23 protein-coding genes are annotated in these 25,057 nt (G+C 30.8%); 15 read left to right on the forward strand and 8 right to left on the reverse strand.

Annotation, left to right across the window (positions count from 1 at the left end; translation table 11 throughout):
* Positions 1 to 33: 33 nt before the first annotated feature.
* From ACWJKS_RS06540 to ACWJKS_RS06550, 3 genes are read right to left on the reverse strand one after another with little or no spacing between them, the layout of a single operon-like run.
* Positions 34 to 1,023: a stage II sporulation protein P gene (locus tag ACWJKS_RS06540; protein ID WP_462960772.1), complete on the reverse strand. Its 990-nt coding sequence runs from the start codon at positions 1,021 to 1,023 to the stop codon at positions 34 to 36.
* A 28-nt stretch (positions 1,024 to 1,051) separates the two neighbouring features.
* The gene (locus ACWJKS_RS06545; RefSeq protein WP_462960773.1) at positions 1,052 to 2,815 is read right to left on the reverse strand and encodes a M56 family metallopeptidase; all 1,764 of its coding nucleotides are present in this window, start codon (positions 2,813 to 2,815) and stop codon (positions 1,052 to 1,054) included.
* Positions 2,816 to 2,820: 5 nt separating this feature from the next.
* Positions 2,821 to 3,204 carry a BlaI/MecI/CopY family transcriptional regulator gene (locus ACWJKS_RS06550; protein WP_462960774.1) on the reverse strand — a complete coding sequence of 128 codons (384 nt, stop codon included), beginning with the start codon at positions 3,202 to 3,204 and terminating at the stop codon, positions 2,821 to 2,823.
* Positions 3,205 to 3,751: 547 nt separating this feature from the next.
* Here ACWJKS_RS06550 and ACWJKS_RS06555 point away from each other — a divergent pair.
* Complete coding sequence (locus ACWJKS_RS06555; protein ID WP_462960775.1) at positions 3,752 to 5,347, forward strand: S41 family peptidase; 1,596 nt, start codon at positions 3,752 to 3,754, stop codon at positions 5,345 to 5,347.
* A gap of 46 nt (positions 5,348 to 5,393) precedes the next feature.
* Here ACWJKS_RS06555 and ACWJKS_RS06560 read toward each other — a convergent pair whose 3' ends face one another.
* From ACWJKS_RS06560 to ACWJKS_RS06575, 4 genes are all read right to left on the reverse strand, one after another.
* Entirely contained in the window at positions 5,394 to 6,155 is a 762-nt protein-coding gene (locus tag ACWJKS_RS06560) for a DeoR/GlpR family DNA-binding transcription regulator (protein ID WP_216303005.1), read from the reverse strand.
* A 394-nt stretch (positions 6,156 to 6,549) separates the two neighbouring features.
* Complete coding sequence (locus tag ACWJKS_RS06565; RefSeq protein ID WP_216303006.1) at positions 6,550 to 7,506, reverse strand: acyl-CoA dehydratase activase; 957 nt, start codon at positions 7,504 to 7,506, stop codon at positions 6,550 to 6,552.
* The gene (locus tag ACWJKS_RS06570) at positions 7,487 to 8,584 is read right to left on the reverse strand and encodes a 2-hydroxyglutaryl-CoA dehydratase (protein WP_462960776.1); all 1,098 of its coding nucleotides are present in this window, start codon (positions 8,582 to 8,584) and stop codon (positions 7,487 to 7,489) included. Before ACWJKS_RS06570 ends, ACWJKS_RS06565 begins: the two co-directional genes overlap by 20 nt.
* Positions 8,538 to 9,476, reverse strand: coding sequence for an acyl-CoA dehydratase activase-related protein (locus ACWJKS_RS06575; protein WP_220286956.1), 939 nt, complete (start codon positions 9,474 to 9,476; stop codon positions 8,538 to 8,540). Before ACWJKS_RS06575 ends, ACWJKS_RS06570 begins: the two co-directional genes overlap by 47 nt.
* Before the next feature lie 316 nt (positions 9,477 to 9,792).
* Here ACWJKS_RS06575 and ACWJKS_RS06580 point away from each other — a divergent pair, with 316 nt between their 5' ends.
* Positions 9,793 to 10,665: a cell wall hydrolase gene (locus tag ACWJKS_RS06580; RefSeq protein WP_462960777.1), complete on the forward strand. Its 873-nt coding sequence runs from the start codon at positions 9,793 to 9,795 to the stop codon at positions 10,663 to 10,665.
* A gap of 212 nt (positions 10,666 to 10,877) precedes the next feature.
* Here the strand turns inward: ACWJKS_RS06580 and ACWJKS_RS06585 are convergent, their stop codons facing one another.
* A complete protein-coding gene (locus ACWJKS_RS06585) occupies positions 10,878 to 11,936 on the reverse strand; it encodes an AI-2E family transporter (protein WP_462953040.1) in 1,059 nt (352 codons plus the stop codon).
* 202 nt (positions 11,937 to 12,138) lie between these two features.
* On the opposite strand from ACWJKS_RS06585, the gene tlp reads away from it, so the two are divergent.
* The 13 genes from tlp (at position 12,139) to dltD (ending at position 25,028) form a co-directional block, all read left to right on the forward strand.
* Positions 12,139 to 12,366 carry a small acid-soluble spore protein Tlp gene (gene tlp / locus ACWJKS_RS06590; RefSeq protein WP_216303011.1) on the forward strand — a complete coding sequence of 76 codons (228 nt, stop codon included), beginning with the start codon at positions 12,139 to 12,141 and terminating at the stop codon, positions 12,364 to 12,366.
* A 233-nt stretch (positions 12,367 to 12,599) separates the two neighbouring features.
* A complete protein-coding gene (locus tag ACWJKS_RS06595) occupies positions 12,600 to 13,769 on the forward strand; it encodes an amidohydrolase (RefSeq protein ID WP_220320069.1) in 1,170 nt (389 codons plus the stop codon).
* Between the two features lie 210 nt (positions 13,770 to 13,979).
* Entirely contained in the window at positions 13,980 to 15,206 is a 1,227-nt protein-coding gene (locus ACWJKS_RS06600) for a D-alanyl-D-alanine carboxypeptidase family protein (RefSeq protein WP_462961056.1), read from the forward strand.
* Between the two features lie 211 nt (positions 15,207 to 15,417).
* Positions 15,418 to 16,125, forward strand: coding sequence for a lantibiotic protection ABC transporter ATP-binding protein (locus ACWJKS_RS06605; protein ID WP_462960778.1), 708 nt, complete (start codon positions 15,418 to 15,420; stop codon positions 16,123 to 16,125).
* Positions 16,125 to 16,850 (forward strand): lantibiotic immunity ABC transporter MutE/EpiE family permease subunit, encoded by a 726-nt coding sequence (locus ACWJKS_RS06610; protein WP_462960779.1) that lies wholly within the window; start codon positions 16,125 to 16,127, stop codon positions 16,848 to 16,850. Before ACWJKS_RS06605 ends, ACWJKS_RS06610 begins: the two co-directional genes overlap by 1 nt.
* A gap of 1 nt (position 16,851) precedes the next feature.
* Entirely contained in the window at positions 16,852 to 17,595 is a 744-nt protein-coding gene (locus ACWJKS_RS06615; RefSeq protein ID WP_462960780.1) for a lantibiotic immunity ABC transporter MutG family permease subunit, read from the forward strand.
* 12 nt (positions 17,596 to 17,607) lie between these two features.
* Positions 17,608 to 18,111, forward strand: a complete 504-nt coding sequence (locus tag ACWJKS_RS06620; protein ID WP_462960781.1) for a NisI/SpaI family lantibiotic immunity lipoprotein — start codon at positions 17,608 to 17,610, stop codon at positions 18,109 to 18,111.
* Positions 18,112 to 18,228: 117 nt separating this feature from the next.
* A complete protein-coding gene (locus ACWJKS_RS06625; protein ID WP_462960782.1) occupies positions 18,229 to 18,888 on the forward strand; it encodes a response regulator transcription factor in 660 nt (219 codons plus the stop codon).
* On the forward strand, positions 18,879 to 20,252 hold the full coding sequence (locus ACWJKS_RS06630; protein WP_462960783.1) for a sensor histidine kinase: 1,374 nt from the start codon (positions 18,879 to 18,881) through the stop codon (positions 20,250 to 20,252). Before ACWJKS_RS06625 ends, ACWJKS_RS06630 begins: the two co-directional genes overlap by 10 nt.
* Positions 20,253 to 20,960: 708 nt before the next feature.
* Entirely contained in the window at positions 20,961 to 22,436 is a 1,476-nt protein-coding gene (gene dltA / locus ACWJKS_RS06635) for a D-alanine--poly(phosphoribitol) ligase subunit DltA (RefSeq protein WP_462960784.1), read from the forward strand.
* Positions 22,437 to 23,582, forward strand: coding sequence for a D-alanyl-lipoteichoic acid biosynthesis protein DltB (gene dltB, locus ACWJKS_RS06640; protein WP_462960785.1), 1,146 nt, complete (start codon positions 22,437 to 22,439; stop codon positions 23,580 to 23,582).
* 13 nt (positions 23,583 to 23,595) lie between these two features.
* Positions 23,596 to 23,835: a phosphopantetheine-binding protein gene (locus ACWJKS_RS06645; protein ID WP_165412251.1), complete on the forward strand. Its 240-nt coding sequence runs from the start codon at positions 23,596 to 23,598 to the stop codon at positions 23,833 to 23,835.
* Positions 23,835 to 25,028 carry a D-alanyl-lipoteichoic acid biosynthesis protein DltD gene (dltD, locus tag ACWJKS_RS06650; protein ID WP_462960786.1) on the forward strand — a complete coding sequence of 398 codons (1,194 nt, stop codon included), beginning with the start codon at positions 23,835 to 23,837 and terminating at the stop codon, positions 25,026 to 25,028. Before ACWJKS_RS06645 ends, dltD begins: the two co-directional genes overlap by 1 nt.
* Positions 25,029 to 25,057 lie beyond the last annotated feature (29 nt).

The following is a 25,057-nucleotide window of genomic DNA, read 5'->3' on the forward strand; positions in this document are numbered from 1 at the left end:
ATCTTTTTTTATCCTGAAATTTGTAAAAATTATTTACTTTTTTCTATTTAATTGCTCTGCAATAATTATTGATAAATACTTACCAGTATTTTTTGCTTCCGAAGTAGTATTAGTATAGGAGCCTAGTTCAATTAATACTGCATTACCACTTCTATTCTGGTTATAAAAACCAATTCCGCGATTAACAAAAGTAATTTCTAGCCCTCTTAAAAGATTAGGATACAATTTATTTGATATTCCTATCATGGAATCTATCAATTTTTTCTGTTGAGCATATTTGGGGTTTTGCTGTGCGATTACAAACATAAATTGGGCAACATTTTCCCCGTCTATTTTCGTCGTTACTGTATTCTTATCGTTTACACTATCTCTATGTAAATCAATAATTAAATCAAAATTTTCATATACTTTTAAATACTTATCTAGAGTAACACCAGATTTCTTGTAGGCTTTAGGATAATATGGCTTATCATTTACCGTTTTATCATGTATAACGGCGATTCCATATTTTTTTTCTAGGTTCTCCTTTATTACATCCCCTACAGCACATACATTTCTTGTTTGATCTGTACTACTGTTAGTTTTAGAGGTATCATTATCCGAGGTCCGATAAGCTTCTGAGGTATGAGTATGATATATTAGGACTCGAGGCTTTTTTCTATTTAAGGGTTGTTTCAAGTCTGGACCAGGGAGATTTGAAACAACATTTGGGTCTTCAGACTTATTTACCTGATTTTCAATTAATTTAAAGGGTATAACTGTTTTTATATTTTCGCCTTCATTGTTAGTGCTATTTTCATTTTTAATTTCATTATTAACATCCTGTTTTCCAGTGTTTGGGGAATTAATTGAAGCTAATGTAAGGTTAACAACCTTAATATAAAAGTGATTTTGAAATTTTCGTTCATTGCTTGCATTAACACTTTTAGTTAAAATTAAGCCTAATAAAATAATAATGAGAAACGTGGAAATACTTAAAAACATTCTTCCACTATCATCTTTTTTAACAACTTTACGCCTCATCTTGATCCCCCCACTACATTTTTATCTTTTATTTAGATGAAGTCTTTTGAGTATTTTTTAATGCTGAAACGAGTGCATTTACACAAACTTCAATATCGCTGTCGCTGGATATATTATTTCCAAGCTCAATAACTGTTGAATTGTTAGATAAATCTTCATTGAAATAAGATATTCCAAATTGATAAAAGTACATTTCGGATTTAACTTCTTTTGAATTTTTAATATTTCCTAATAGACTGTCAACAAATTTTTTATTTGCTTTATAACGCGGGTTTCTTTTAGTAAATTGAAATACCATTTTTCTCGCATTAGATTTTTCATTTTCTATTATATTGGAGTGTATGTCTATTAAAATAGTATTTGAATATTGCTTGACATTTTTTGTTATTAAAGCACGTGCAGCTTGATATGATTTATTATAGTCTGCCGGTGGGTCACACTTTATAAAATGGCTATTAAAACCTTCTTTTACAAGTTTATTGCTCAATAAAGCACCCACGTCAGATACTTTCATTCCAGAGGGATAAGCTTCATCAGCGTGACTATTGTAAATTACTATGTCAGCTGAAAATGGTACTATAGAATAAGTATTATCACTTGTTGATTTTTTTATAATAGCTGCTGAGGCTGTATTTGGTGTGTTTTTAACTGTACTTTTATAAGTTATTACTGGTGTTTTTACTTGCAATGTTGTAGCTTTAACAATATTTTTATCAGAGATTATGTTTGAAGTGTTTATGGCAATACCGAGCCCTCCTATAATAACGAAAACGACCGTCCCAAGTAATATACCTTTGAAATTTATCTTCCTATAGTTTGAAATCATAATAATCCTCCTTTTTATTTCAAAACTATTTAAAACCATTGAAGTAGTTCCTATAAGTCTATTGCTTTTGCCAGCCAGCTCCAATACTTTTATTATTGTATTTCCATATTGCAGGTTTTCGCTAGCTCCTAAATAAGAAATAACCTGACCATCGCAGGAAATTTCACAGTCTTGTCTCATTTTATGAAAAGCATAGAGCAAGAGAGGATTAAACCAGTAAATTATGGACAATAAAGTAATAGCATAATTTATAAATATATCCTTGTTTTTCAAATGGGTTAATTCATGCATTATAATATATTTAAACTCTTCATCACCAATATTGGCGGCTACACTGACTGGAATTAATATCTTTGGTTTAATCAATCCACACAAAGAAGGGCTATTTATTTTTTGCGAATATGATAATTCTACCTCAGTTCTTATATTCATAGCTTTCTTGCATTTATTTAGAATTTCTCTATGTGTGCTGTTTATATTTTTTATAGACGTTCCAACAATATCCTTTAATTTTTTATATCCTGTAACTAATATCGCTATTGATAATGAGGTGCCCAATATCCATATAAAACAAAACACTTTTTCAATATTAACTTTGTGGTTTAAAGGAATACGGTTAGCCTTACTAATTACACTTTTATTTGAAGGGTGCATCGCATTTATTGATATTGGATCGCTTAAGGTTACATTTGTAAGTTCTTTTGAAGAATTACTTTGTGTTATTTGTGTAGCTTTATTTGTAGTACCCTGTACATGAAAATTTTCATATAAATTAGAAATGTTTAAAGGGTTTTGTGGCCCAAATGGAATTATTAATTTTATAATTAATATTAACCATATATAATAGTGGAAAGTAAAATTTAGTTTATTTCTAAATATTCCTTTGAAAATTAATATCATTAGTACAATTACGCTACCAATTAAAGATGAAAGTACAATCATCTCAAAAATATTTAAAAAATCCACACGCATCAACCTTCCCTTTTACTTGATTGGTTTAGTATATCTTTTAATTCCTCTATATCTGTTTCAGATATTTCTTCTGATTGGGCGAAAGTTAAGATCATAGATTTAATAGAGCCATTAAATACCCTATTAATAAAGGAGTGACTTTCAGATTTTATACATTCATCTTCTGATATCAAAGAAAAATATAAATATTCATAACCTAATTTATTAAATCCAATTGCATTTTTATTTAATAATCTGTTTATCAGACTTTTAACTGTAGCTGGTTTCCAATCGGATTTATCCTTTAATTCTTGTATAATATTGATTGATGAAATTTCAGAATTAATCCATATTATTTTCATTATTTCCCATTCAGCATTTGATATCTTGGGAATTTTACACATTCCATATCACCTCATTTCAATTACAACTGTAATTTGTATTATTCTATACTATATTCCTCTAAATAGTAAGTATTACATTTCTATTTAAATAGAACTAAGGAGTAAACCAATAAAGATTTATGATATTACAAATTATGCTTGAATGGAATTTTGAGCTGATAGATTGATATCTTTTTTGCTTTTAGGAATACCTTAATATGGGGTGGTGAATTAGATGAATTGGAAAGAAGAGTTAGTTTTACAATTAAGAAATTTGACTATTGATAAAAATATTATTAGTAGCTTTTTTGTTCCGTGTTAATTGATTTTTAGTACTCAATAATGAGTTACAATTTTTGTGTAGTCATTAAATCATCTTCGCAGGATATGATTTAATAATAAAGGAATCTGAAATAAAATGTGGAATACTAAACTTAATAGGATAATAAATTAAAATTTACCAATTTTTGCTTGGATATTATCGTTGTTATTATTAAAAAATTGGTAGATATAGGATCCTATATCCCTTTGGGGGTAGATAGTAGGGAGAGTGGATGTATTGCATAAAATGAAAAAAGTTTTTGTAAGCGCTAGTATACTAGTAATTATTGCTGCTATAATTTTTAAGTTTGATATACCTAATAAGATATATGCAAAAAAATTCTTAAACATTGATATTGAGAAAGCTAAGAGCATAAAAAATAATATTCCGAAAGATATTTTGGAGAGTATTGTTGAAAGCAGGGATGCAACGAGTGAAAGAAATCAAAGCATAAGGACAATTAATGACTTCAAAAAAGAGTTTCTTTATAAATATGAAAACTTAAAAAATACCCCGGATTATATAGAAGTAGATGAATCAAAAAAAGGAATTTCGGTAGATGGAGAAAAGGCTATAGAGGATATAGAATATATTTTTAAAGAATTGAAGTATGGATATGCTGGTTATAAATATTTTGGAGGAGATGAAAAGTTTCTAAAAGCAAAAGAAAATATTTTAATAGAATTTAAGAAGTTGCAGAAAAAGAATGGCAGAATTGAATGTAACGAATTAGAAAAAGTTATGTGTGAGAATTTAGATTTTATTCAAGATGGGCATTTTTCTATAGGGGGTGGCAGAACATGTAAGGAGTCTATTATGTACACTACTGAAAAATACGAAGTTATAAAAAAGGATAACTCTTATTTTTTGAAATTGAATAACGATATGAAAGGTATTGTTACTATAAATAAAGAGGAGCCTGAAAAATACATTAAGCCTTCTATAGATGAAAATGGAAATATTGTATATAGATTATGTAGATTATATAAGAGTAATGAAGATATGTTATCAATTGACCTAAAATTTAAAGATGGTAATAAGGACAATAATATAAGTATTAACTTAGAGAATACATCAAAAAATTACGTGCATAAAGGAAGTAATAATAGTTATAAATATGAAGAAGTTTATAAAATACCAGTAATTGATTTAAATTCTTTTGAACCATCTGAAAAACTTGAAAAATTTGTGGAAGATGGTAAAAAAATATCTAAGAAAGATTTAGTTATAATTGATTTAAGAGGGAATTACGGCGGGAATGAAATATATGCTTTCGATTGGATTAAAAATTTTACAAATCAAGAGTACAAATCACCGGGCTTTAGTTCAACGCTACTTACTAAAAATTCAAAAGATGCATTGCTTTACAACGGTAAAAAAATGGTGGGACCAAAGGATTATCCTAAATTTGAACAGCAACTTAATGATATGTATAAAAATAAGAAAAGTGATCTTAAATATATCGGTTGGTCAGAAGTAGGACATGATGATTCAACTCATATTAATAATGAAAAGATAATTTTTGTTTTAATGGATAAGAATACAGCTTCAGCAGGTGAAGGCTTTGTAAAGGCATTAAAAAGTTGTAGTAACACATTTTTTATAGGTACAAACACAAGTGGGATGTCAAATATAGGGAATGTGGGATATTATGTTCTACCAAATTCTAAGATCGATATTTTTTTTGGAAATACTCTTTTTGTAGATAATGATTTAGAATGGAGAGATGGATTAGGAGTTTTACCTGACTTCTGGGTTAATTCTAAAGATGAGGAATATAGATTACTTAAATTCATAAAGAATTACTCAGAAGGCAGTATCAAAAAGAATGTGCAGAAATAAGCGGAAATAAGCGGAAATAAGACCAATAATATTAATATAAAACTGTCTAGATTAACTTTATAGTTGATTTAGACAGTTTTTCTCTAATCTCATCAGTAAGGTCCGAACTCGTAATTATAACATCTATATCATCTAAAGTAGCAAATTTATAGGTGCCATCAACATTAAATTTTTCTTTTTCTACAAGTAAAAATACTTCTTTACTATTAGAGACTATAATTTCTTTAACATTACCATCTTCTAATGTAACAGTACCTACGCTATTTGTAATTAAGTTTATTCCAGAACTCCCCACAAAACCTTTATTAAAGGTATATTTAGATATACTCTTAGTTGCCTCTGAACCAAAAACCCCACCAGATTTATTATTATATACTCCACCTATACATATTAGCTTAACGGTTTCATTATCATTAAAAAGGGGTGGTATTAGTGACATATTGGTTATTAAAGTTAAATTTTTAGTACTATTAGATATTAATTTAGCTAACAAAAAGTTGATACTTGAGGTATCTAAAAAAATCACATCTCCATTCTCTATAAGGGAAAAAGCTTTTTGAGATATTAACTCTTTGCTATTTAAGTTTACGTTCATTCTAGTAGTTATAGAGCTGTTTTTAGAGATCTTTCTATTTAGGATAGCTCCACCATAGGTCCTTTGAAGGGCCTCAGATTTTTCTAGTCTTTGTAGATCCTTTCTTATCATACCTTCTGAAACATTAAATCGTTCACTTAGTTCTTTAACTTTTATTCTACCGGTTTCATTAAGTATACTTAAGATTTGTTCTAGTCTTTCTTCAGTAAACATTTAAGCACCTCATCAATTATTATCATTTAGTGTTGTTGCTGATTAATATTATAACATTATTATCTAAACTTACAAAATATATTGAATAAAAACTTTAAATAGTATACAATGATAACAAACAATAGAAAACAACTCAAATTAATTAACAGAAATATTTAAAAGATGTTATAATTTAGCGTGATAAGGTAATGCTTAGCGTGATATTTTATATATTAAGACATTTGAAAAAAAGCTAGCCATGTTAATGGTTAGCTTTTTTATGCATATAGTCACAATGCATAGGCAATATTATAGGATGCTCCGTAACTGTAGTTTTTGTAGCTCCTCTATACAATTTATAAATAGGAGAGCTGTTGAATTAATATATGAATATTTAAAAATTAAAACAAAAAAATCATATAACCATCTTACTGCTCCATTTACCACACCTATCTCCAAAACAGCCTACAGTTTTTTCACCATCTTTTATTTCAATTACTTCACAATTGTTACCACAACCATTGCACTCTATATTTCGAGGGGCAAAATCATTGAAAGCTACTTCAAACCCTTTGAAATTTGTTTTTCCTGTCTTCATAACTGCTTCATTTGCAAGTACTGCCGCTCCAATAGCACCCATTACATCGTAGTGCTCTGGAACATGAATCTCAGTGCCTAAGGCTTTTTCAAAAGCTACTTTAATGCCTATATTCGCTGCAACTCCACCTTGAAAAAATATTTTTGATCGAATTTGTTTTCCTTTCCCTACATTGCTTAGATAATTCCTAACCATTGCCTCACAAAGACCTCCTATTATATCGTCCTCATTATATCCAAGCTGTTGCTTATGTATCATGTCAGATTCCGCAAAAACAGCACATCTCCCAGCTATTCTTACAGGTGATTTTGACTTTAATGCATACTCTCCAAAATCTTCAATAGGTATCTCTAGCCTTTCCGCCTGCCTATCAATAAAAGAACCTGTGCCTGCTGCGCAAACCGTATTCATTGCAAAATCTGTCACTATGCCATTTTTTAATAGTATTATCTTTGAATCTTGACCTCCAATTTCTAATATAGTACTTACATCTTTATCAATTTCGAGTGCTGCCACTGCATGAGCAGTAATTTCATTTTTTACTATGTCAGCGCCTATTAAAAAAGAAGCCATATGTCTTCCGCTACCTGTAGTTCCAACTGAGCTTATTTGCTTACTATCGTATTTTTCACTTAGAATTTTAAGTCCATCTTGGATTGCTTTTATAGGTTTACCTTTTGTTCTTAAATATAATTTTTCAATAACTTTTAATGTATTATCTAATAGTACAATATTAGTACTTACAGATCCCACATCAACTCCCATATAGTACATTGTTTTTCCTCCTCTCTAACATATCTACAAATGCTTCTATTCTAGTAATATACCCTGCCTCTCCAGTCATTTCATCTACTATCAAAGTCATTATCGGAAAATCTTTATCATTTGAAATTGCAGTCAAAATTGATTTTGATACAATTTCTGGCATACATCCCATAGGAAAAATTTGAATGGCTCCATCAAAATTCTCTTTTTCAGCAAGGAGTACTTCTCCTATGCACTCTCTAGCGTGCCCACCGATATAATATGGGAGATATTCTCTAGAAGCTCTCCTTATGTCAATTGAGTTAAGCTTTAAAGGGCGAAGTGCTGTATCTTTAATCCACCAACTAGGAGTAAGCATTCGTTTAGTGGCGACCCCATAATCCATAAGTTTATCTTCTATAGAAAGATTAGAAAAGGGTTCAATTATAGTATAAATTTCACCGATAATTGCAATTTTTACTGGGGACTTATGTTTATTAATAGGAATCTCGTTTATTTTATTTTTATATTCTTTTAGAATATTCACCATCTGTGATGGCGAACTTGCTTTCGAAGCATTAAGGGTACATTCTTTTAAAAGGCCCTTAAATTCTCCTTTGGTTACCTCGAATCCTGTTAAATAATGTGCTTTACTTTCAATTTTTTCTATTAGCTCAATTACATTATAGGCTACCTTTAACGCTCTAATTTTTTGAGCTTTACCTAATGGGCTATTACCCGTGATATTGGATAGGCGATTTAAGAATTCTTCTTTACCTATGTCAAAAGGGCTATCAACTACGATAAAAGTCAAATCGTGTCCTAATTTCTTTAGCGCATTCATCTGTAATTCACAGTACTCGCCAAATCTACAGGGACCACAGCTTCCAGGGATAATTATGGTATCCGCTCCAAGATCTATACTCTGTAAATAATTGCCCATCATAATTTTATAAGGTAAGCACATTTCTTCTGGAGAAAACTTTGAACCGAGCTCTAACGCCTCGTTACTACTAAATGGTGGAACTATGCATTCTATACTCAGTCCATCAAATAGTGCTTTAGCTGCAAGATATGTGTTGCCTAAATGTGGAAATGTTATCTTCATTATTATTTTTCCTTTCAATCATATCAATAAAGGCCTCAAGCCTTGTGTCTAGGCCGCCTTCACCAGTATGTTCATCAACTTTTAAAACTAAAAGAGGGAAATCTCCAATTTTTTCTTTAATAAGTTCTAGTACAACAGAGTCTATTCCACAAGCAAAGGATGATATGTATATTGCTCCATCTATTTCATTATTTTTAGCTATACTAGTTGTAAATCCATAAGAATTTGCAGCAAAAGTCCAAAAGGGCCTTTTAAAAAGAGTTTTTACTTCTGCCTTAATTTGTTCCTCCGCCATATATTCCTCTGTTATAACTCCTACACCTAGTTTGTTTAATTTTTTTACTATATTCATATTAATGAAAGTATCGTAAAGATTATATGGATGTCCTACTAAAGCAACATTTTTTTTAAAGCCTTCATCTTTAATCCCAAATTTAAAATTCCTCTGTGTTTCTAAGGCTTTGTTAAATGCAACGCTTACCTTGCTATTATCTTTCGTAATCATTCGAGCTAGTTTTTTACACCAACAATATAATTCTTTCTCATTAGTTGCATATATAGGTTCTGTCATTACCTTTGGCAAATTGGGTATGCTATACATTATCATTTCTGGAAGTCCACAAAACTTAGGGCATATAAATTCGCGTGCGCGGACCCTCATAATTCTAGGTATTATTAGTAAATCACATCTGTCCTTTATATCTAGTATGTGTCCATGAAATATCTTTATGGGCAAACAAGCCTCGTCTACACAGTATTTAACCCCTCCATTTAAAATGTTTTTGTTTGTATCAGCAGATGTAATTACTTCTGCACCTAATTCAATTAAAAACTTTTCTATAAAAGGAAAGTATTTATAATATAATAAGCCTTTAGGAATACCAACTTTCATAATTTCCTCCTTACATCCTTTTTTACTAGCACTTTTTAATTCTGAACTATTAAGCTGAAAAGTATTCGTAAAATATAAAAAAACTGGATTTAGTATCCATGATTTAGCGACATTTCAGCTTCGAGGGTGATGATTTAATATTATTTATATATGACATAAAATTCCGAAAAATGCATTGGATTTTTATCGTTGTCGTATTATGGTATAATAAAACAATACTCCAAAGGAAGTACGGGATTTAATTTTAGGGTGAAGCTTTATGTGAAATTAAGGTGCCTATACCCTAACCTGTCAACTAACCTGGGAGGAAAAAGGAATGGAAATAATGACCAAATTTAAAAGTCTTAAATCTATTTTATTAACAACAACATTAACAATTGGTGTATCAATGCTTACATCACAAAATATATTTGCAGCTACATCAACAACTAAAACTTATACTGTTAAAAGTGGGGATTGCCTATCTTCAATAGCGAAGATGTATGGACAATCATTAAATAACTTAAGGAAAGCTAATAACAAATGGAACGATTCTATTTTTCCGGGTCAAGTTCTTAAGATTTCAGGAGGAGATAGTGCTACGGTGAAACAAACAACACAAACGAAGAGTGATTCACTTAAAACTTATACTGTTAAAAGTGGGGATTGCTTATCTTCAATAGCGAAAAAGTGTGGACAATCATTAAATGATTTAAGGAAAGATAATAACAAATGGAATGATTCCATTTTCCCAGGACAGGTTCTTAAGATTTCAGGAGGTACTAGTTCTACTGCAGCGCAAACATCGCAAACAAAATCTACGGCAATAAAATATACAGATAGCGATTTGAACTTGCTAGCTAGATTAATAACCGCTGAAGCAGGAGGAGAAAGTTATGAGGCTCAGGTTGCTGTAGGCGCAATAGTTGTAAATAGAGTTAAGAGCAGTTATTTCCCAAATTCAATCAAGGCTGTTATTAATGAAAATACAAATGGGCGTTATCAATTCACCCCGGTATTAAATGGTAACATTAATAGACCTGCAGAGGCAAGTGGAATGAAGGCTGCAATGGAATCACTTAATGGAAATGATCCAACAAATAAAGCTTTGTTTTTTTACAGTGGAGCTACTCCCAAAGGATTGACTGAGCCACAACCAGTTTCCAGAATAATAGGTAATATGACATTTGTACAATTGATAAAAAAGTAAAGTATTACTTTAGTGAAATGTGTAAAATAAAAGTATAATACGACAATACATAATAGTAATATAATTCATTGGCACTTGTAGAAAATTTACAGGTGCTTTTCTAATGGCTAATAATGGAGCTATTAATTCTTATGGATTACACAGTTATTAAAAGTCTATAAGTCAGTAATTATTAAATTTCAGAACTTAATTAAAATCTTTTTTAAGTGGAATTAGTTGTTGAATTTTTTGATTATGCCGCATTCATACAAGTTAGAAAATATTGTTTTAATAATGGCATAAATAGGGACAACAGCAAAGGCAGCCAAAGGTCCACCTACTGCAACTGCACCTATTACTAAGAAGATGTCAGTTAGAGGGTGAATTTTCATTGCATGAGACATAATTGCAGGCACAACAACCCTTCCTTTTAAAGTTTGTACAATGATGAATACAATAATAAGTTTTACTATCATGAGAAATCCCATGCTTAAAGCAATGATAGAGGGAATAATCATGGAAATAAAAAAACCTATAAAAGGAATAAAAGCCAAAATAAAAGTTATTGAGGAGAAAAGTAGAGCATTGGGAATGCCTATTATTTTGTAGGCAATAAATATCATAATGGATAAAGAAAGAGCTACTTTTGCTTGACCTGTAACATAAGCATCCAATACCTTATTGCTCTCAGAAAGAATTTTCAGAACAAGTTTTCCATACTTTTTAGGGGTTATGCACATGATTTTATCTTTAAATTTACAACCATCTTTAAGCAAAAAAAATAATATTATTAACACAAGAAATAGAGTTGAAAATGTGTGCATTGCATACTTTACTGCAAACATAAGGGTTTGACCCAAATTATGCGTATAAGTATTAGCTATATTGGCAAATGTTTTATATATCTCAGGGGGTATATAGTTATTAATTTTATTCATTATTTGATTAACAGGGTCTTGGCTTTTCATAAAATTGGTTAGTTCTTCTATTGTTCCATTAAACTGAATTGCAATATAATTACTAAAAAAGGTTATAGCACCTGTGCCAATAGATACTCCAAGGATTAATGTTAATAGAGCTGAGGTACTTGGTTTTAAACCATTTTTCATGAAAATTGTATTTAATGGGTTCATAATATAAAACAAAAACACAGAAAATATAAAAGGAGTTAAAAATGATTTAAAAAGTATAATTATAATTTTATGAACAAAGAACATCTTACTGAAAAGAAGTATGGCCAAAAAAATTAAATTAATAATCAGCAAATTTTTTAGTATGTTATTTTTAAGCATAGTCATACACTTCCTTTGATTTACTCCATATAATATAGTTTGAGCATGTAGCTATATACTTATTCATTGCTAACAAATAGATATATCTAAACATTAACGTCTTTGTCTTTCTTCTTTTAATGTTTTGTCGCATAATAAATATTTTTGTAGATATAATAATAAAAGATAGTTTATTAAATCAAACAAAAGGGGAGATGAAATTATGAAAAACAAACCAGATGACAGGAGAGATAATGTAGATAAAATTCAGGAGAATATTGATAATTCTATTGAAAATTTTAACCTTGCTGAAGAAGCTATTGAAAAAACAGATGATGAAAAAATTATAAATTCACTAGAGGAAAAGAATGAGAGAAGAAAAGAAGCTATTACAGGCATGAGAACAGAAATTAGAGAAGAGGCAATAGATAAAAAAAACGGATATAGATAGAGTAAGAATACAATAATCAGAAACGGTATAGCAATATTTAGCTATACCGTTTTTATGAATTTTGTATGTAAACATACTGGTATTTCATTTGCTTTCGCAGTATATATTAAGCATCTTTAATTTGATAATTATAATTATTATTATATTTTCATGTTATTATGGTAAGAAATTAGAAAAGATAGATAAAGCTCAATTTATACGTGTGTTTAAATAAATTTAAGGGGTATGATTTTATGAAGAATGAGATATTATTAAAAAGTGTTGATGATAATTTGGAAGAAAAACTTATAGAGATACGTCATAATTTTCATAAGCATCCAGAGTTATCTAAAGAGGAGTTTAAAACAACGCAGACTTTACGTAAGCTATTAAATGAAGCTCAAATTCGAGTACTTGATCTACCACTTGAAACAGGGTTAGTTGCAGAAATAAAAGGATTTAAGGAAGGGCCTATTATTGCAATTCGTTGCGATATTGATGCGTTGCCTATTATTGAAGAAACAGATTTAGATTATAAGTCAGAAGTTTTTGGAAAAATGCATGCTTGTGGACACGATTTTCATACAACTGTTATTTTAGGTGCAGCTTATTTATTAAAACAACAAGAATCAACATTATCTGGAACAGTACGGGTTATATTTCAACCAGCTGAAGAAATAGGGAAGGGTGCAGAAGACATTTTGGCAAGCGGAGTCCTATCAGGTGTTGATGCAATTTTTGGATTGCATAGCTCACCAGATTTAGAAGTAGGCAGTTTAGGAACAAATGTGGGAGCTTTGACTGCAGCAGTTGATCGTTTTGAAGTCGAAATTGCAGGCACTGGAACACATGCGTCATCACCGGAAAAGGGAACAGATCCGATTATTGTTGCAGCTCATATGATTACAGCATTACAAACAATTGTTAGTCGTAATGTTAGTGCATTTGATCAAGTACTCATTAGTGTTACTCACTTGGAAAGTGGTAATACATGGAACGTAATTCCCACTACAGCTTATTTTGAAGGAACTGTGAGGACGCTTAAGGCTGAAACACGTGAGTTCGTCCCTAAAAAAATGCTGCAAATAGTTAAAGGAATGGCTGACTCATTTGGTGCAACTGCCGAGCTAAAATGGTATTGCGGACCGCCAGCAACAAATAACACAGCGAAGTGGACGTCTGTTGCATTAGAAGTAGCAAAAGAACAGGGATATGTTATTAAGGAACTTCCTCAAACCCTAATTGGAGAAGACTTCGCTTATTATCAAGAGCAAATAGAGGGTGCATTTGTTAGTATAGGTACAGGTGTGTCATATTCACTTCATCATCCTAAATTTACAGTAGATGATGCGGCAATTCTACCAAGTTCAAATTATTTTGCGAAACTCGGTAGGCGCGCATTGCTTATTTTAACAGAAAAATAAAGTCGATTTATGAAACAAGATTAAAATGGTAATGTGCTAATAACCATATATGTGCTATAATATACCTTTATACAATCAAATATTATCTGTTGAAAAGTCTTATTTTCAATTGTATTTTATAATGAATGCAAATAAATTATAGTAATGGAGAGATGAAAGTTGAAATACAAAAAAAAATTTACTCTGATTGTTTTATTTCTAGTATTTTCTATGAACTTAAATGTTTTCGCAGTTAGTAGTAATGACACTGCTAGTTTACCAACAATATATGGGAAAGCAGCCATCACTGTAGATGTTGCAACTGGCGAAATAATTTACGCGAAAAATGTTGACAAGCTAACGTACCCAGCAAGTACAACAAAGTTAATGACCGCGCTATTGCTCGCTGAGAACAGGGAAAAAACTGATGAAATAAAATATACGCAAAGTGCAAAAATCCAGCCTGCAGATTCATTAAATGTTAATTTTCATCCAATTGGACTTGATGAAACTATGTCAGGTGCTGACGTAATGGATGGACTGTCACTGTATTCAGCGAATGATCTGGCCTATATGATTGCAGACGATGTTTCAGGAAATGCTACAAACTTTGAGAAAACGATGAATGATAAGGCAGCCCAATTGAACATGACAGGAACTCATTTTGTAACTCCTAATGGGCTTTCGCGTCCCAATCATTATACTACGCCCTATGATATGAGTATATTGGCTAGAGCTGCATTTTTAAACCCATGGGTAAAAGAGTCAATGACTAAAAAGAAAAGTACCATATCAACATCAAAAGGTACAATTTTTAAAATTGAAAATAGCAACAAACTCCTTGGCGTCGATGGTTGTATTGGCGGGAAAACGGGATATACTTCACAAGCTGGAAGATGTCTTGTAGCCTTTTATGAAAGAAATGGTAGAGAAGTTATGGGAGTTGTTATGGGATCAGTTATGGATGCCAAAGACACTTATGTTTTCAATGATATGGAAGCCATAATTAACTATAGCTATAATTTACAGCCAATAGTATTACATACAAATAATTCAGTTATAAGAACTGAAACATTAAAATACAAACCGCTTGTATTCTTTGGTCCAGAGAAAACTATTAACGTACCACTGGTAGCTAAAGAAGACGTTAGCTATTATAACAACGAAGCAAACAAAAAAGAGTTGAAGGAAAATATAAACTTAACCAGTATGTCTGTTTCTAGTCTTAAAGGGAATAAGAGCGTTGGAACTTTGACACTAACTGAAAAAGGGAAAGTCAAAAATTACAAGCTGTATTCAACGGTTTCGAAAGGATCTTTACTAAAAAATAATATGCCTATATATCTTATGGCTACTGGGATATTTATTTTGTTTTTAATAGGAATAGCGGTTATAATAAGAATTATTAATTTAAATAAGAGAAAAAGAAGAACCCATAAATTTAAAAGGAATTTTTAAAAGTGGATAAAAGGCTGTATTATGGATATTAAATCCATAATACAGCCTTTCTTAACGTGGATGGCTGATATACTTGTACTTTCAGTGTCATCAAGGCGAAGTATTTACTCTAAGAATTTAATTAATAGCAGAAAAAAATAAACTCCTTATAGAATCCTTATAATTACTTAGTATTATAAAACTATAGTAAACGAAAGGAAGATGAGTATATATGAATAATTATATTTTACAAACAAAAAATCTTTGCAAGAATTTTAAAAAACAATGTGCGGTAAATAATATTTCCCTGTCCATTGAGAAAAATTCTGTCTATGGATTGCTAGGACCAAATGGTGCTGGAAAATCAACTCTATTAAAAATGATTACGGGAATGCTTCATCCAACATCAGGAGAAATTATTTTCGAAGGTCATGAATGGAGCAGGAATGATCTTTCTAATATAGGAGTTTTGATTGAATCTCCACCTCTTTATGAAAATCTTACGGCTGTTGAAAACCTGAAAGTACGAACTATTCTTTTAGGACTTTCAGATTCCCGTATTAAAGAAGTACTGGAAATTGTGGATTTGACGAACACAGGAAAAAAGCAAGCAGGACAATTTTCTATGGGAATGAAGCAAAGGCTTGGAATTGCAATTGCACTACTAAATAAACCCAAATTGCTAATTTTGGATGAGCCTACAAATGGCCTGGATCCTCTTGGAATACAAGATTTAAGAGAGTTAATACGTTCTTTCCCGGCGCAGGGAATGACAGTTATTCTATCTAGCCATATATTGTCTGAGGTTGAACTTATTGCAGATCACATTGGTATCATCAGCAATGGGGTACTTGGGTATAATGGCAAAATTAATCCTGGTGAAGATCTGGAAGTACTTTTCACAGAGGTTGTGAAAAAAAATAGGAAGGAGGGATTATAATGCTTAAATATTTACAGGCTGAAAATTTAAAATGCAAGGGAACATTTATAAAAAAATTGATTCTTATCGCACCTATAGTTATTTTGTTAGTTGGATTTATGACCGGAAAATATTTCGAAGCCAATAGCTTCAATCAGTGGTACATGATGATTTTGCCCGGATATATTTCAATAATGGCAGTAATGACTAACGAAAAGGAGCAAAAAAAGTTGCGCTATAGGGCTGTATTTGGTCTACCAATTTCTTTAAAAAAAGTATGGATTTCAAAAGTTTTGGTAAACGGGATTTATATGACTTTCTCATGTATGATTTTGTTAGTTGGAATTTTTTTAGGAAGTTATCTAAGGATCACTCCCATACCGGCTTTTAGTGCATTTGCCGGAGCTGGTTTGATTGCAGTTACATCTTTATGGCAGATTCCACTTTGTATGTTTTTAGCGAAGAAACTGGGAATGCTAGGAACAGTTTTGATAAACGCTGGAGTTGGAACTGTATTAAATGTTATGGCTGTAAGTACATCAATGTGGTGGATTTCTCCTTATAGTTGGACGTCACGTATTATGTGTCCCATTCTTGGGATTTTGCCAAATGGAGAGTTAGCAGGCATAGGAGATCCACTGCGAAATCCGGTCGTGATTCCAATTGGAATTGTTTTGTCAGTTGCCCTGTTTATCTTGCTACTGATTGTTACCGCTAATTGGTTTGAAAAACAGGAGGTTAATTAATATGATTGCTTTACTTAGGTGTATAAAATCGGATTTTTATAAATTAAGACATACTTCTATTCCGTGGATTCATTTACTTATTCCACTAGCAGGAGCGCTTATATTTTCATTATATTACCATACGACATCAAAGAACTCAATTACTGATATAGAAGGGTATCTGGATGCACTGGCCATTGTTTTTCCTTTGCTCATAGGATTAATCAGTGGGATAGTAATTGAGCAGGAAGAGCAAGCTGGAGTGTTTCAAGTAATGCTATGTACTTCAAAATCAAAATGTACTACGTATTTAAGCAAGTTAATTCTTTTGCTTTTATTGGGAACTTTTTCTATTGCACTTGCTGTAGGAGTATTTGCACTTGGATTTCACGTATTGCCCTACTTATTTTATTTAAAAGCAGGTGTAGCATTAATTATAGGAAACATATTTCTTTATATCTTGCATGTGTTCATTAGTCTTCAATTTGGAAAAGGAGCTTCCGCAGGGCTTGGAGTTGCAGGAAGTCTGATTTCTGCTCTGATGCTTACTGGTCTTGGTGATTATATATGGTACTTTGTTCCATGGGCATGGAGCGTGAGGTTTTGCAATCGTATGTTTGAAAAGTTGAACTATCCTGCTTTTAGTGCTGAAATAGTACTTGATATGCAAAAGGGATTATTTGTCATGTTATTTGCCGTATGTATAGCCTTTGTTGCAAGTTTATTTTGGTTCAAAAAGTGGGAAGGAAGAAAGTCACATGAATAAGGAGGAATTGTTGTGAAGATTAAAAAAATATTGATACCTTTGCTTGCAGTTTTGTTTTGTACATTAGTAATAGGGTATTTTGCAAAAGATACTATAATTAAAAAAGTAAGGACACATGCACTTAAAGATAAAATTGTTTGCAAGGTCAATGCTAAAAATGCTACTCAAATCAGTTATAAGGAAATAACTTATCAAATTTCAAATGTTTCATTGGATAAGTCTAAAATTGGGGGATGGAACGGAATTATTGACCGAGTGGCAGCTATTGACAAAAAATATTGTATACTTGAAGAAAAGGAAATTGATTCGTCTGCCCAATTAACGATAGAGGATGTAGTTAAGAATCTTCCTAAAGATACAAAGTTTGTTGTCTCTTTTCAAAATGTTTGTTCAATAAAAGATGTGGATACTAAAGACGCCATTGCCGTCCAAGTGGATAATAACTTTTACAAAGCGATTCCGGTAGGAAGCGCGTCTACTGATAAAACAGTCATAAAATTATCTCCTGCGGAGTAAAAATAAAAGTGCTTATAATAAACTTCGATATGATTTGGAATTTATGGATAATATAAGTTGAATTGATGATATTTTGCCTTTATACTATTTATAGAGAACATACGAGGAGTGAGGAACATGGCAAAAATTTTGGTTATCGATGATGAACCCGATATCCTGGCTTTAATTAAAAATATTCTTCAGAAAGATAATCATTTGGTAACTACAGTTGTAAATCCTGAAAAAATTTTAACTAGTGAATTTTCAAACTTTGATTTGATTTTACTGGATGTTATGATGCCGGGTATGGACGGTTTTACTTTTTGCAAAGAAATTCGTGGAATTGTAGACTGTCCCATTATTTTTCTTACCGCAAAAACTATGGAAATAGATATTATGTATGGGTTAGGGCTTGGCGCAGATGATTACATTACGAAACCATTTGGAGTGGGGGAACTAAGAGCCAGAGTAAATGCTTACCTTAGGCGTGAAAATCGCGAAAGACGCAGTACTCTTTGCGTATCCGGGGTGAAGTTTGATTTATCTGGTAAGGAAATTTTAGTAGATGATAAAAAAATTCCCTTTACCAAAAGTGAATATAATATATGCGAATTTCTTGCCAGAAATCAAGGCCAGGTTTTTTCAAAGGATAAAATATACGAGGCCGTTTATGGGTATGATGGTGAAAGTGACAGCTCGGCTATTACGGAACATGTTAAAAACATACGAGCAAAGCTAGCTGTTTTTGAACTGTCCCCAATTGAGACGGTATGGGGGATAGGATACAAATGGAAGTAAAGAAAAAAGCTTTTACTTTAAAAACAGTCTTTTTTAAATATCTATTAACTTTAGGACTTGCATTTATTGTTTTCGCCGGACTAAATATGGGGATTTATAATCTAGGCGTAAGAAATGGTGTAATTCTTATACCAAGTTACAGCGAGGATTTGGCTAGGCAATCCAAATCATTACTTGCATCTACACCTAAAATCACAGAGAATATGATACCTTATGGATGTAAATTTGCTGTTTTTGATAAAAAATACAAAGTTGTAAAAACAAATTTAGAGGGCCAATCCTTACTGAACGCAACAGAATATGCTAAAGGTACTTACCCGAAAAATGGAAGTAAAAAGTACTACTATTTTATTGAAAGGCAAGATGGGTTTTGTGTTTTACAGTACTATGTTCAAATGAGCTACCAATCTGAGTTTTTAAATCAACATTTACCAGATCCCGAAATAATTATGATTATAATCTTTGTTATCTTATATTTTTCTATTGTTTTAATTATTACCACTATTTATGCAAAAAAATTAAATAAACATTTAAGGCCCCTCCTGCAAGCTACTGAAAAAATCAAGAAGCAGGATTTGGACTTTGACATAAAATATTCAGGAATTAAAGAATTCAATAATGTACTTTTATCAATATCAGACATGAAAACAGAATTAAAAAAATCATTAGAACAGCAATGGAATATTGAGGGAGCAAAGAAGGAGCAGATTTCCGCTCTTGCCCATGATCTTAAAACTCCACTAACCATTATCAAAGGAAATGCTGAATTGCTGTCTGATTCAACATTAGATAAGGAGCAACGAGAATATATTGATTATATTTCAAAAAATACTAGGCAAATAGATCAATATATAAAAACACTGATTGATATTTCAAACTCAGAAAAAACTCTTTTTCTACAACTGGAAAGGATAGATTTTGAAAATTTTATTGGCACAATTCACGAGCAGCTTGAAGCCATTGCCAATACCAAGGGACTTAAAGTTGAGTTTACTAAAAGTGACGTTCCTAGGTCGATTATGATTGATAAGTCTTTGCTTCAACGTGCCATTATGAATGTTATTTCGAATGCGGTGGATTACTCCCCAAATAACGGAAAAATTTATTTTGATGTAAAATCCATGGATAATAAAATAAGATTCATTACAACAGACAGTGGAAAGGGTTTTTCAAAGGGAGATATCAAATCAGCCACAAAACAATTTTATATGGGTGATTGTAGTCGCGCATCGAAAAGTCATTATGGGATAGGGCTGTACATTACCCAATCATTTGTAAATCTGCATGGGGGAACCATCCATATCACTAACTCACCTGTAACTTATGGCGCACAGGTAACAATAGAGATTCCAATTTGCAAATAGGGGAATGGAAATTTTTTTGACAGCAAGTTCAGAAAATATAATAAAAAAAGTCCTCAAGCGATTGAAAACCAATCATTTGAGGACTTTTTTTGAAAATAAGCATAAATTATTTTGTGGTTCTATTTTACTATAAAGTAGAAAGGGTCTACAAAATTGAACGATATTACAGAGTATTTTAGTTCTCTTTGGTAAGTTGTATACTCTAATCTTAAGAAATCTTAAGGTTTAATTACAATTTTCTTAAACTCCTTCTTGTAATATAAGAAAGTAAGGAATATTCATTTTACTTTGTTGAAAAATTTTCAACGGTTTATCTGCCAACATGATGGAGCAAAAACCATTACAACTTAATATTATATTTATCTTGAAATTTTCGGATATTTTATATTGCAATCTACAATTTTATTTATTTTTTTACTTTTATGTATACATTTGTACCCAATATGCCTTATAATTACATGGGAAGTTTTACATGGAGTAGCTTTATACCATAAATTGTAAAGGTGCATATAAATGGAGGCAAGGTAAAATGGATAATTAAGCAAAAATGAATGAATGTATGTGTGTAGACAAAAACATTGGATTATGTTAAATAGAATGTTTAGGGTTATTAATATATTTAGATTATATAATGAACATAAATATTGATTGCGAATAAGAATTAAAAGAAGAAAATAGATTTTTGAAATATAGAGAGGAGGCATATTTATGGACTTTATTGATACAATCGAAAGTTATTGTACTGGCGATAAAGTAGCTCATATGTATAGGAATAGTAACTTAACCTATAGGGAATTAAAAACAAAATCTGATTCACTTGCTGTAAATATTATAGATTTATTTGGAAAAGATAAAACTCCAATAATAGTTTTTGGACATAAAGATCATTTAATGCTTATATGCTTTTTAGCTTGTGTAAAAAGTGGACATGCATATATTCCAGTGGATAGCTCAACACCAACTACAAGGATTAAGGATATTTTATTTATTTCGGATGCTAAGCTAATTATAAACACATCAGATGATTTAATTGATATTCCTGCAGATACAATATTGAATAAGAGTGAAATAGAAGAACATTTATTACAATACGAGAATAAAATACCAAGTAGGGGTTATAGAATTAAGGATGAAGAAGTTTATTACATTATATATACTTCAGGAAGTACTGGAAATCCAAAGGGAGTGCAGATAACTAAGAATTGTATTCAAAGCTTCATCGATTGGAGTATGGATTTAACTGATAAAAAAGATAAAATATTTATGAATCAAGCACCTTTTTCTTTTGATTTATCTGTTATGGATACTTATTTATCATTGGTTTCTGGTTCAATACTATATAGTATTGATAAAGAGATGATTGCTAATTTACCTGAGCTTTTTATAAATTTTAAGTCTTCAGGAATTACAACTTGGGTTTCAACTCCGTCCTTCGCAGAAATGTGTTTACAAAGTGAGCAATTTAATGAAAATTTATTACCCAAGTTGAGACAAATGTTATTCTGTGGGGAAACACTTTCTAAGGAATGCGTAAAAAAATTATTCGAAAGATTCCCTAAAATTAAAATAATAAATTTCTATGGGCCAACAGAGACAACAGTCGCAGTAACTGCAATTGAAATAAAGAAAGAAATGCTTTTAAGTAAAGAAAAGCTTCCAGTTGGGTACGTAAAAAAAGACTGTGAAATAATCATAGAAGAAAATACAAATGAAATATTAATAGTAGGTGACAGTGTAAGTATAGGCTATTTTGCTGATTCTATTTTAACAGAAAAATTATTTTTTGAAAAAGAAATTCTAGATGTTAAAAAGAGGGGATACAGGACAGGAGATACTGGTTATATAGTTAATGGTCTATTATATTATGAGGGGCGAATAGATAATCAAATAAAACTTCATGGTTATAGAGTGGAAATTGAAGATATTGAAAATAACATAAGAAGACTTCCTTTCATTAAAAATGCAGTTGTAGTACCTATTAAGGAAAGCGGTAAAATTAAATATTTAGCAACAGTTGTAGTGCTAAATGATAAATTTGAAGGAAATATAATTACCTCAGTTAAAAATTCCTTGAAGGATTTATTGCCTTCATATATGATACCTCGTAAAGTAAAGGTAATAGAAGGTTTACCGATAAATGGAAATGGCAAAATTGATAGAAAAAAGATAATGGAGGAATTTTAAATGCTTCCTTATGGAGATTTTTTGTATTTCTATATAATGATTTTAGTGCTAATTCCAGCAATTGTTGTTGGTTTGCTTGGCAAAAGGATAAAATGGTATGGACTACCGTCAAGCTTATTTATGATGTATTTAATTTTTGGTAAATCAAAACAGCAAATTAAATATTTAATTATATTTTTTATAATGGAATTTTTGTTGATTATTATTTACAGCTTTATAGTGAAAAAATTTAAACAAAGATGGTTACTTTGGATAATGATCTTTATAGGTCTGTCACCTTTAATCTACTCAAAGTTTAGCGATATACTTATACACAGAGAGCTTGGATTTCTAGGGATTTCTTATTTAACTTTCAAAGTCATTCAGATGTTAATACAAATTTTTGATGGGTATATTACCAAAATAAATATTTTTGATCTTGCTTATTTTATGTTGTTTTTTCCAACCTTAAGTTCTGGACCAATTGACCGTTCACTTAGATTTACGGAGGAAAGTAATAAGGTTATAAAGCCCAGACAATATGTTGAATATTTAGGTGATGGACTATTTAAGATTCTACAGGGAGTAGGCTACAAATTCTTAATAGGTTATTACATACAACAACATTTTATTAATGTAATATCATTAAGACCACACACTTTAATAAATGCAATTAAATATATGTATTCTTATAGCTTTTATTTGTTTTTTGATTTTGCCGGTTACAGTTTGATTGCCATAGGCGTAAGCTACATAATGGGAATAAAAACGCCTGAAAACTTTAACCTTCCATTTATAAGTAAAGATATAAAAGATTTTTGGAACAGATGGCACATGAGCTTATCTTTTTGGTTTAGAGATTTTATTTATAATAGATTCGTAATGACTGCCATTAAGAAAAAATGGTTCAAGAGTAGATATACAGCTTCCTACATTGGTTTCATGATAAACATGATAACCATGGGGCTATGGCATGGAATTCAGTTGAATTATGTTGTTTACGGTGCCTTTCATGGGATTTTGCTTATAGTTACAGATTGTTTTCAGAGAAAAGTACTCTACAAAAAAATCAAAGGAAAAGGTTATTTTAAAATTGCTTCAACTTTTGTAACTTTTAATTTGATATGTTTTAGTTTTTTAATATTTTCAGGATATTTATTTAAATAAAGGAGGAATTTATATGCAAGAATTAATTTATAGTATATTAGAAGAAATTACTGGTGAGGATTTACATAACGAAAGTGATGTGAATTTATTTGAAAGCGGAAGATTGGATTCATTAGGAATTATTGAACTGATTGTAGAATTAGAGGATAAAGCTAAAATCAAACTTGATCCTGCAATTGTTGAAAGAGGAGATATAGAAACGCCAAACAAAATTATTGAATACATTCAAACTCTCTCTGAATGTAGAATGTAATGAAAAAGGTCATAGCTTTCGCTTGTTCTATTATTATTAGTATTTGTTTTTTATTTTGTTATCAAAGCTATTATAAAGGTCTTATTTCAAAAAAATATTATGATAAATTCGGAGAAAATTTATCTGCATATAAATTTAAAAGCGTAGCACTTCAAAGCATGGGAGCAAGACAAGGTGATAATCTTTTTATGTTTGGTTCCTCTGAAGTTGTAAAGACTACTGCATATTCTACTCATCCAATTAAGGTTTTTAATGATAAAAAAAATGGTTTCCAAATCAATATTATAGGACAAGGAGGTTATAAATCCTTAGTACATACTGCTAATTTTGGAGCAATTGGTAAGGAACTTACGGGGAAAAAAGTGGTTTTCGTACTTTCTCCACAATGGTTTTTAAAGAACGGCATTAATGAAATTGAGTTCGAAGCCAATTCTTCTGAAGCACAGGTATATGGATTTTTGTTTAATAGGGATATTAGTTTAACTACAAAGCAAGAGTTTTCTAAAAGAATAATATCAATTACTGACAAAAAGGCAAATAAACACTTTGATATTATGAGAGACTACTGCTCTCTTTATAGTAATAATGACCTATTAAGTACATCTAAGAGATATTTAATGACCCCTTATTACAGGATAAGATACGAGCAATTAATGTTAAAGGACAATATAAATAGCATTAAATATCTTAAGCCTAAACTTGCAAAATATAATGAGACGAAGCATACAAATATTAACTGGAATGCGGAATTAAAAAAAGCCACGGAGATCGCAGAATCAAAGTCTAATAATAATAAATTTGGTATGGACAATAATGCGTATAAACACGCGATTAGAGGAAATCTTCATGAAATAAAGGGGTCTATGAAAAAGGACTCTTATAAAGTATCTCCTGAATATGAAGATTTTAAATTGTTGTTAGATGTTTGTAAAGAACAAGGAATCAAACCACTATTTCTAAATATCCCTGTAAACGGCAAGTGGTATGACTATGCTGGATTTAATAAAAATGATAGGCTAGCTTATTATAAAAAAATAAACACTATGGTTAATTCTTATGGATTTGAAGTTGCTGATTTTTCAAAATATGAAAATGAAAATTACTTTCTAATGGATAGTTCACACTTAGGCTGGAAAGGTTGGGTATATGTTAATGAAACTATTGATAAATTTTATAACAAAAATGAAAACTAATATAATTTTTATGACAACTATGTATATTA

The organism is Clostridium sp. CM038 (assembly GCF_055081105.1).

Excerpts from the sequence above, each read along its gene's own strand:
- ACWJKS_RS06565 (WP_216303006.1), bottom strand. The coding sequence starts at position 7,506 with ATGTACTATATGGGAGTTGATGTGGGATCTGTAAGTACTAATATTGTA.
- ACWJKS_RS06555 (WP_462960775.1), top strand. The coding sequence starts at position 3,752 with ATGAAAAAAGTTTTTGTAAGCGCTAGTATACTAGTAATTATTGCTGCT.
- ACWJKS_RS06570 (WP_462960776.1), bottom strand. The coding sequence starts at position 8,584 with ATGAAGATAACATTTCCACATTTAGGCAACACATATCTTGCAGCTAAA.
- tlp (WP_216303011.1), top strand. The coding sequence starts at position 12,139 with ATGAAAAACAAACCAGATGACAGGAGAGATAATGTAGATAAAATTCAG.
- ACWJKS_RS06615 (WP_462960780.1), top strand. The coding sequence starts at position 16,852 with ATGATTGCTTTACTTAGGTGTATAAAATCGGATTTTTATAAATTAAGA.
- ACWJKS_RS06610 (WP_462960779.1), top strand. The coding sequence starts at position 16,125 with ATGCTTAAATATTTACAGGCTGAAAATTTAAAATGCAAGGGAACATTT.
- dltB (WP_462960785.1), top strand. The coding sequence starts at position 22,437 with ATGCTTCCTTATGGAGATTTTTTGTATTTCTATATAATGATTTTAGTG.
- ACWJKS_RS06585 (WP_462953040.1), bottom strand. The coding sequence starts at position 11,936 with ATGCTTAAAAATAACATACTAAAAAATTTGCTGATTATTAATTTAATT.
- ACWJKS_RS06625 (WP_462960782.1), top strand. The coding sequence starts at position 18,229 with ATGGCAAAAATTTTGGTTATCGATGATGAACCCGATATCCTGGCTTTA.
- ACWJKS_RS06605 (WP_462960778.1), top strand. The coding sequence starts at position 15,418 with ATGAATAATTATATTTTACAAACAAAAAATCTTTGCAAGAATTTTAAA.
- ACWJKS_RS06580 (WP_462960777.1), top strand. The coding sequence starts at position 9,793 with ATGGAAATAATGACCAAATTTAAAAGTCTTAAATCTATTTTATTAACA.
- ACWJKS_RS06630 (WP_462960783.1), top strand. The coding sequence starts at position 18,879 with ATGGAAGTAAAGAAAAAAGCTTTTACTTTAAAAACAGTCTTTTTTAAA.
- dltD (WP_462960786.1), top strand. The coding sequence starts at position 23,835 with ATGAAAAAGGTCATAGCTTTCGCTTGTTCTATTATTATTAGTATTTGT.
- ACWJKS_RS06540 (WP_462960772.1), bottom strand. The coding sequence starts at position 1,023 with ATGAGGCGTAAAGTTGTTAAAAAAGATGATAGTGGAAGAATGTTTTTA.
- ACWJKS_RS06550 (WP_462960774.1), bottom strand. The coding sequence starts at position 3,204 with ATGTGTAAAATTCCCAAGATATCAAATGCTGAATGGGAAATAATGAAA.
- ACWJKS_RS06595 (WP_220320069.1), top strand. The coding sequence starts at position 12,600 with ATGAAGAATGAGATATTATTAAAAAGTGTTGATGATAATTTGGAAGAA.
- dltA (WP_462960784.1), top strand. The coding sequence starts at position 20,961 with ATGGACTTTATTGATACAATCGAAAGTTATTGTACTGGCGATAAAGTA.
- ACWJKS_RS06560 (WP_216303005.1), bottom strand. The coding sequence starts at position 6,155 with ATGTTTACTGAAGAAAGACTAGAACAAATCTTAAGTATACTTAATGAA.
- ACWJKS_RS06645 (WP_165412251.1), top strand. The coding sequence starts at position 23,596 with ATGCAAGAATTAATTTATAGTATATTAGAAGAAATTACTGGTGAGGAT.
- ACWJKS_RS06575 (WP_220286956.1), bottom strand. The coding sequence starts at position 9,476 with ATGAAAGTTGGTATTCCTAAAGGCTTATTATATTATAAATACTTTCCT.
- ACWJKS_RS06600 (WP_462961056.1), top strand. The coding sequence starts at position 13,980 with ATGAACTTAAATGTTTTCGCAGTTAGTAGTAATGACACTGCTAGTTTA.